The sequence below is a fragment of the Chromobacterium alticapitis genome, assembly GCF_002924365.1.
GTDB lineage: Bacteria > Pseudomonadota > Gammaproteobacteria > Burkholderiales > Chromobacteriaceae > Chromobacterium > Chromobacterium alticapitis.
The window spans coordinates 1-6,564 of the sequence record NZ_PQWB01000124.1 but is presented as its reverse complement, the minus strand read 5'-3'; the positions used below and the strand labels follow the sequence as shown (position 1 = coordinate 6,564).

Here is a 6,564-nt window from a genome sequence, read left to right as displayed (position 1 = left end):
TGTGCTCGACGCGCTGGAGCAAGCGCTGTGGGCGCGGCAGCCGAGTCGCGACGCTTTGATCCACCACAGCGATCGCGGCTCGCAATACGTCTCGATCCGCTACAGCGAACGGCTGGCCGAAGCAGGCATCGAGCCCTCGGTCGGTAGCACGGGCGACAGCTACGACAACGCGTTGGCCGAGACGATCAATGGCTTGTACAAGGCGGAGGTCATTCACCGGCGAGGGCCGTGGAAGAGCCTGGAGACGGTGGAGCTGGCGACGCTGGAATGGGTGGCGTGGTTTAATCACCACCGCTTGCTGGCGCCGATCGGTTACATTCCACCGGCGGAGGCAGAAGCAAACTACTATCGCAGTCTGAGCGAGCAGACCGTGCCGGTCTGACTCACACAAAACAGCCTCCGCGAAAACCGGGGCGCTTCAGTCAGTCCGTGCGGCCCATCCAGATCACGACACACACAGATTTATTTAGGCGCCGCGCTTTTTAAGCCTGCTTGTTTGAGAATGGCCGGAAGGGTGCCGTCAAGAAGGCGCTGTTGCGCAAATCCGCCCGTCCCGCGGCTTGGTAAGATAGTGGCATGACCAAGCCCGCTCCAAAACGCTATCGAACGACCAACTGGAACGCCTACAACAAAGCCCTGATCCAGCGCGGCTCGCTATCCGTCTGGCTGGACACGAGCATGTCATGGCGGGCAACTCCTCGAGGCAAGCGCGGACGGACGCAGACCTATAGCGATGCCGCCATTCAATTCTGCCTGACCATCAAAAACCTGTTTGGACTGGCGTTGCGGCAAACCATCGGTTTCATCCAAAGTCTGCTCAAGCTGGCGGGCTTGGACTGGGGCGTCCCAGATTACAGCACGCTATCCAGGCGGCAGCAGACGCTGCAGGTCAAGATTCCCTACCAGAAAAGCTCAGGCGCGCTGCATCTGCTGGTGGATAGCACAGGCATCAAGATGCTGGGCGAAGGCGAGTGGAAAACCAAGAAGCATGGCGCCGAATATCGCCGGCAATGGCGCAAAGTGCATCTGGGCATCGATGCGGAAACCCTGCAGATCCGCGCCATCGAGGTGACGGACAATCGCCAGGGCGATGCGCAAATGTTGCCTTCGCTATTGACGCAAATTCCGGCCGACGAGCCGATAGCCTGCGTGAGTGGCGATGGGGCTTTCGATACCAAGGCATGTCACGAGGTGATTGCCGCACGAGGCGCGATCGGGTGCATCCCGACCCGCAAGAATGCGAGGCCATGGAAAGGAAGTTCGCTGGGTGTGCTGGCTCGGAATGAGATTCTGCGAGCGACCAAACGACTAGGCCGGGCGATCTGGAAGCACTGGAGCGGGTATCATCGCCGCAGCTTGGTGGAAACCAAAATGGGTTGCTTCAAACGGCTGGGTGAAAGGGTGACGGCCCGTCGCTTCGATAGCCAAGTGGCAGAGCTGCAAGTGCGTGCTGCCATCTTGAACCGCTTCAGCATGCTGGGCCGTCCGTGCACGGTGGCGGTGGCGTAAATCCGTTTGGGGAAAGGGGGGCCTCGACCTGTTCAGGATTTGTGCAACAGCGCCACTCGAAAGTGTGCCTTTTACATAGAATTATGTCAATGAGCTATGTAAAATCAATCCCAGCTCAACGCCCCGCCAGTCTGATACTCGGTGACGCGGGTCTCAAAGAAGTTCTTCTCCTTCTTCAAGTCGATCATCTCGCTCATCCACGGGAAGGGGTTGTTCACCCCCGGGAACAGCTGATCCAGGCCGATCTGCTGCATGCGGCGGTTGGCGATGAAGCGCAGGTATTCCTTGAACATGCTGGCGTTCAGGCCCAGCACGCCGCGCGGCATGGTGTCTTCGGCGTAGGCGTATTCCAGTTCTACGGCTTGCTTGAACAGCTCGGTCACTTCGGCCTTGAAGCTTTCGGTCCACAGCAGCGGGTTTTCCAGCTTGATGGTGTTGATCAGGTCGATGCCAAAGTTGCAGTGCATGGACTCGTCGCGCAGGATGTACTGGTACTGTTCGGCGGCGCCGGTCATCTTGTTCTGGCGGCCCAGGGCCAGGATTTGCACGAAGCCGACGTAGAAGAACAGGCCTTCCATGATGCAGGCGAACACGATCAGGGACTTCAGCAGCTTCTGGTCGTTTTCGATGGTGCCGGTCTTGAATTCCGGGTTGCACAGCACGTCGATGAACGGGATCAGGAATTCGTCCTTGTCGCGGATGGACTTCACTTCGTGGTAGGCGTTGAACACTTCGCCTTCGTCCAGGCCCAGGCTTTCCACGATGTATTGGTAGGCGTGGGTGTGGATGGCTTCGTCAAAGGCCTGGCGCAGCAGGAACTGGCGGCATTCCGGGCTGGTGATCTGGCGATAGGTGCCCAGCACGATGTTGTTGGCGGCCAGGGAGTCCGCGGTGACGAAGAAACCCAGGTTGCGCTTGACCACGCGCATTTCATCTTCGGTCAGCTGGCCGGTTTTCCATTGCTCGATGTCGCGCTGCATGTTCACTTCCTGCGGCATCCAGTGGTTGGCGCACTGGGCCAGGTATTTTTCCCAGGCCCATTTGTGCTTGAACGGCACCAGCTGGTTGACGTCGGTCGTGCCGTTGATCACCTTCTTGTCCACCACGTTGACGCGGCCGCTGCCATGGGCGTCCATGGAGGAGGGGGCTGCGGACGGGGAGGGGATGGCGTCTTCGAAATTCAACATGAGTGCTCCTGATGTGTTCAATTGCTTGCCGCGCGCGGGCGCGGCGTTGGTTTTATGCGGTAAGGGCTGCGTATTGCGGGCGATGAGGCGCGGCCTGCGGCTGGCGCAGCTGGCTGACGGCCACGACGCTGGCCTGCCCGGCATGCTGTTGCGGCTCCGCGGCCGGCGCGGTCTGCACGAAGCAGAGGAGGGCGCCGGCATGCTGGGCGGCGGCGCGGCGGCCGCCTGCGCTTTGGCGCAGAAGGCTGTAGGCGGTGGCGCTCATGGCTTCTCCCGGTTTAGAAACGCAGTTGCTGGGCCAGCTGGCGGATGAGACTGCGCTCGCTGGCTTCCTGTTGGTCCATCTGTTCCTGCTGCCGGCGGCGCTGGCCGCGCAGCTGTTGCAGCTGGCGGTATTGGCGGTTCGCGGCGGCGAGGTCTTCCTTCAGTATTTCGATTTCCTGCTGCAGCTCTTCCGGCTGGCAGTACACGACCAGACAGTCGCCTTCCACCCAGGCCTTGCGCCATACGGCGGCGCGCGGCGCGAGGCGGGATTCGGCGAAGTAGTCCTTCCATTCGCAGGGGGGCATGCGGCTCAGCTGCAGATACATGTTGAACAGCAGGAATTGCTTGTCCGGGTTGTGCGATTTGTCCTCGCTCAGTCCGGTCACGCCTATGTTTTCAAATGTCTGCATATATCCTCCCCAGGCGTTGCCTGATGCTGTGCTGCAGGGGCGGTTTGCCGCTGCCCCGGCGGTTGGCCGCGCTAGCCGGCGCCGCTGGCGGCGGCCGGTTCCAGCGCGAAAGTCTGTTGTTCCGGCTCGGTGTCGTACTGCACCAGGCCGTAAATTTTCCATTCGCCGCCCACCTTTTTCAGGTGGTAGCCGGTGTGGTAGCTCCACGGGGCGCGGCCTTGCCGCTCCACGGTCCAGGCCACCACCGCGGCGGCGGCGGACGGCCCCATGGGCATGACGCTGAGCAGCCGGTGGCTCGCGGAGCTGAATCCCTGGCTGCGGTACCACTCCAGCAGCGCGGCGGTGGTGTCGTCCAGCGTGTCCCTGTCTTGCCAGCAGCTCAGTTCGCCCTGGTGGATGGCGGTGAACGGCACGGTGAAGTGGCCGGTCACGCCGGCCGCGTCCAGTTGCGAATAGCAGTCGCGGTAATGCTTGAAAAAGGCTTCCAGGCTCATGGGCGCTCTCGTGTGCGTGATGGGTCTGCTGCTTTTGCTGCGTGTTACCGTGTAGCGTGTTTCATCCCGAAGCCGCCTGCGGGCAAGCGGCTTGAGGATGGGGAGGCTTGCGCCTCCCTTTGGCCGGTGTCGCGGCGGAACGCCCCCAAGGGGAATTCCGTCGTGCTAGTCCAATTCGCCGGTCTGGCGGAACGCCCCTTTTGGGGCTTCCGCCCTACGATGGCCGCCTTATTGGCAGGATTCGCAATCCGGGTTGTCGATGCTGCAGAACTTGGCGTCGGTGGCCGGGGTGTTGTCTACCTCGGCGGCCGGCGCGGCCTGTTGCATCTGGCTGGAGACGGCGTTCAGCTCGCCGCCGCGGCCGGTGGATTTCTCGGCGCTGGTGGCGGCCAGGGTGCGCAGGTAGTAGGTGGTCTTCACGCCGCGCAGCCAGGCATGCTTGTACAGCTCGTCCAGCTTCTTGCCGGAAGCGCCGGCCATGTACAGGTTCAGCGACTGAGCCTGGTCGATCCACTTCTGGCGGCGCGAGGCCGCTTCCACCAGCCAGCGCGGGTCCAGCTCGAAGGCGGTGGCGTAGATGGCTTTCAGCTCGGCCGGCACGCGGTCGATCTGGCCCAGGCTGCCGTCGAAGTACTTCAGGTCGGCTACCATCACTTCGTCCCACAGGCCGGCGGCCTTCAGGTCGCGCACCAGGTATTCATTGGTGACGGTGAATTCGCCGGACAGGTTGGACTTCACGAACAGGTTCTGGTAGGTCGGCTCGATGCTCGCGGACACGCCGATGATGTTGGCGATGGTCGCGGTCGGGGCGATGGCCAGGCAGTTGCTGTTGCGCATGCCGTGCTGCTTGATGCGGGCGCGCACCACGCTCCAGTCCAGGCGCTCGCTGCGGTCCATTTCCAGGTAGCCGCCGCGTTCGGCCGCCAGCAGGTTGATGCTGTCTTGCGGCAGAATGCCGCGGTCCCACAGGCTGCCGCTGTATGACGGGTAGCGGCCGCGCTCTTCCGCCAGCTCGGTGGAGGCGAGGTAGGCGTAGTAGGCCACCATTTCCATCGATTGGTCGGCGAATTCCACGGCGGCGTCGGAGCCGTAAGCCACGCGCTTCATGTGCAGGCAGTCCTGGAAGCCCATGATGCCCATGCCCACCGGACGGTGCTTCAGGTTGGAGTTGCGCGCCTTCACCACCGGGTAGAAGTTGATGTCGATCACGTTGTCCAGCATGCGCAGGGCGGTGCGCACGGTGCGCTGCAGTTTTTCGCTGTCCAGATTGCCGTCCGCGTTCAGGTGGGCGGTCAGGTTGACGGAGCCCAGGTTGCACACGGCGATTTCATCGGCGTTGGTGTTCAGCGTGATCTCGGTGCACAGGTTGGAGCTGTGAACCACGCCGCGATGCTGCTGCGGGCTGCGGATATTGCACGGATCCTTGAAGGTGAACCACGGGTGGCCGGTTTCGAACAGCATGGTCAGCATCTTGCGCCACAGGCTCAGCGCCGGGATCTGCTTGAATACCTTCAGCTCGCCGCGCTTGCCCTTGGCTTCGTAGGCGGTGTAGGCATTTTCGAATGCCTGGCCGTACAGCTCGTGCAGGTCCGGGGTTTCGGACGGGGAGAACAGGCACCATTCGCCGCCTTCCATCACGCGCTTCATGAACAGGTCCGGAATCCAGTTGGCGGTGTTCATGTCGTGGGTGCGGCGGCGGTCGTCGCCGGTGTTCTTGCGCAGTTCGAGGAATTCCTCGATGTCGGCGTGCCAGGTTTCCAGGTAGGCGCAGACGGCGCCCTTGCGCTTGCCGCCCTGGTTCACCGCCACGGCGGTGTCGTTGACCACCTTCAGGAACGGCACCACGCCTTGCGATTTGCCGTTGGTACCCTTGATGTGGGAGCCCATGGCGCGCACCGGGGTCCAGTCGTTGCCCAGGCCGCCGGCGAACTTGGACAGCAGGGCGTTGTCCTTGATGCCTTCGTAGATGCCGTCCAGGTCATCCGCGATGGTGGTCAGGTAGCAGCTGGACAGCTGGCTGCGGCGGGTGCCGGAGTTGAACAGCGTCGGGGTGGACGACATGAAGTCGAAGCTGGACAGCAGCTGGTAGAACTCGATGGCGCGCGCTTCGCGGTTCACTTCGTTCAGCGCCAGGCCCATGGCTACGCGCATGAAGAAGGCCTGCGGCATTTCGATGCGGGCGCCGTCGATGTGCAGGAAGTAGCGGTCGTACAGGGTTTGCAGGCCCAGGTAGCCGAACTTCAGATCGCGCTCGGCGTCCAGCGCGGCGCCCAGCTTTTTCAGATCGTATTCGGTCAGCCTTTCGTCCAGCAGCTCGGCGGCGATGCCCTTCTTGACGTAGTCGATGAAGTAGAGCGCGTATTGGGCGGACATTTCGTCCTGGCTGACGGCCTCGCCCAGGATTTCCAGGCGGATATTGCCCATCAGCAGGCGGGCGGTCACGTAATCGTAGGCCGGGTCCTGCTCGATCATGGAGCGGGCGGCCAGAATGGCGGACTTGCCCACTTCTTCTTCCGGCACGCCGTCGTAGATGTTCTTCAGGGTTTCGGACAGGATGGCGTCCACGTCGATGCCGGCCAGGTTCTTGCTGGCGGCTTCGATGCTGGCGCGCAGGCGGGCCACGTCCAGCGGCAGCTTGCGGCCGTCCTTGCGCAGCACGTTGATCTGCACGTTGGACAGGGCTTCGCCGCGGGCGGCGCG

General features: G+C 62.5%; 7 protein-coding genes. 2 read left to right on the top strand and 5 right to left on the bottom strand.

Features of this window, described 5'->3' with window-relative positions:
* Both C2I19_RS19160 and C2I19_RS19155 read left to right on the top strand, forming a co-directional pair.
* Positions 1-382, top strand: a 382-nt coding sequence (locus tag C2I19_RS19160) for an integrase core domain-containing protein (protein ID WP_146056873.1), incomplete at its 5' end; no start/stop codon positions are given.
* Between the two features lie 194 nt (positions 383-576).
* Positions 577-1,509, top strand: a complete 933-nt coding sequence (locus C2I19_RS19155) for an IS5 family transposase (RefSeq protein WP_103904229.1) — start codon at positions 577-579, stop codon at positions 1,507-1,509.
* 104 nt (positions 1,510-1,613) lie between these two features.
* Here C2I19_RS19155 and C2I19_RS19150 read toward each other — a convergent pair whose 3' ends face one another.
* The 5 genes from C2I19_RS19150 to C2I19_RS19130 form a co-directional block, all read right to left on the bottom strand.
* Positions 1,614-2,696 (bottom strand): ribonucleotide-diphosphate reductase subunit beta, encoded by a 1,083-nt coding sequence (locus C2I19_RS19150; RefSeq protein WP_103904228.1) that lies wholly within the window; start codon positions 2,694-2,696, stop codon positions 1,614-1,616.
* Between the two features lie 52 nt (positions 2,697-2,748).
* Positions 2,749-2,961, bottom strand: a complete 213-nt coding sequence (locus C2I19_RS19145) for a hypothetical protein (protein ID WP_103904227.1) — start codon at positions 2,959-2,961, stop codon at positions 2,749-2,751.
* Between the two features lie 13 nt (positions 2,962-2,974).
* The gene (locus C2I19_RS19140) at positions 2,975-3,370 is read right to left on the bottom strand and encodes a hypothetical protein (RefSeq protein WP_103904226.1); all 396 of its coding nucleotides are present in this window, start codon (positions 3,368-3,370) and stop codon (positions 2,975-2,977) included.
* A gap of 71 nt (positions 3,371-3,441) precedes the next feature.
* Entirely contained in the window at positions 3,442-3,864 is a 423-nt protein-coding gene (locus C2I19_RS19135; protein ID WP_103904225.1) for a DUF6841 family protein, read from the bottom strand.
* A 228-nt stretch (positions 3,865-4,092) separates the two neighbouring features.
* On the bottom strand, positions 4,093-6,564 hold a 2,472-nt coding region (locus C2I19_RS19130; protein ID WP_103904224.1), incomplete at its 5' end, for a ribonucleoside-diphosphate reductase subunit alpha.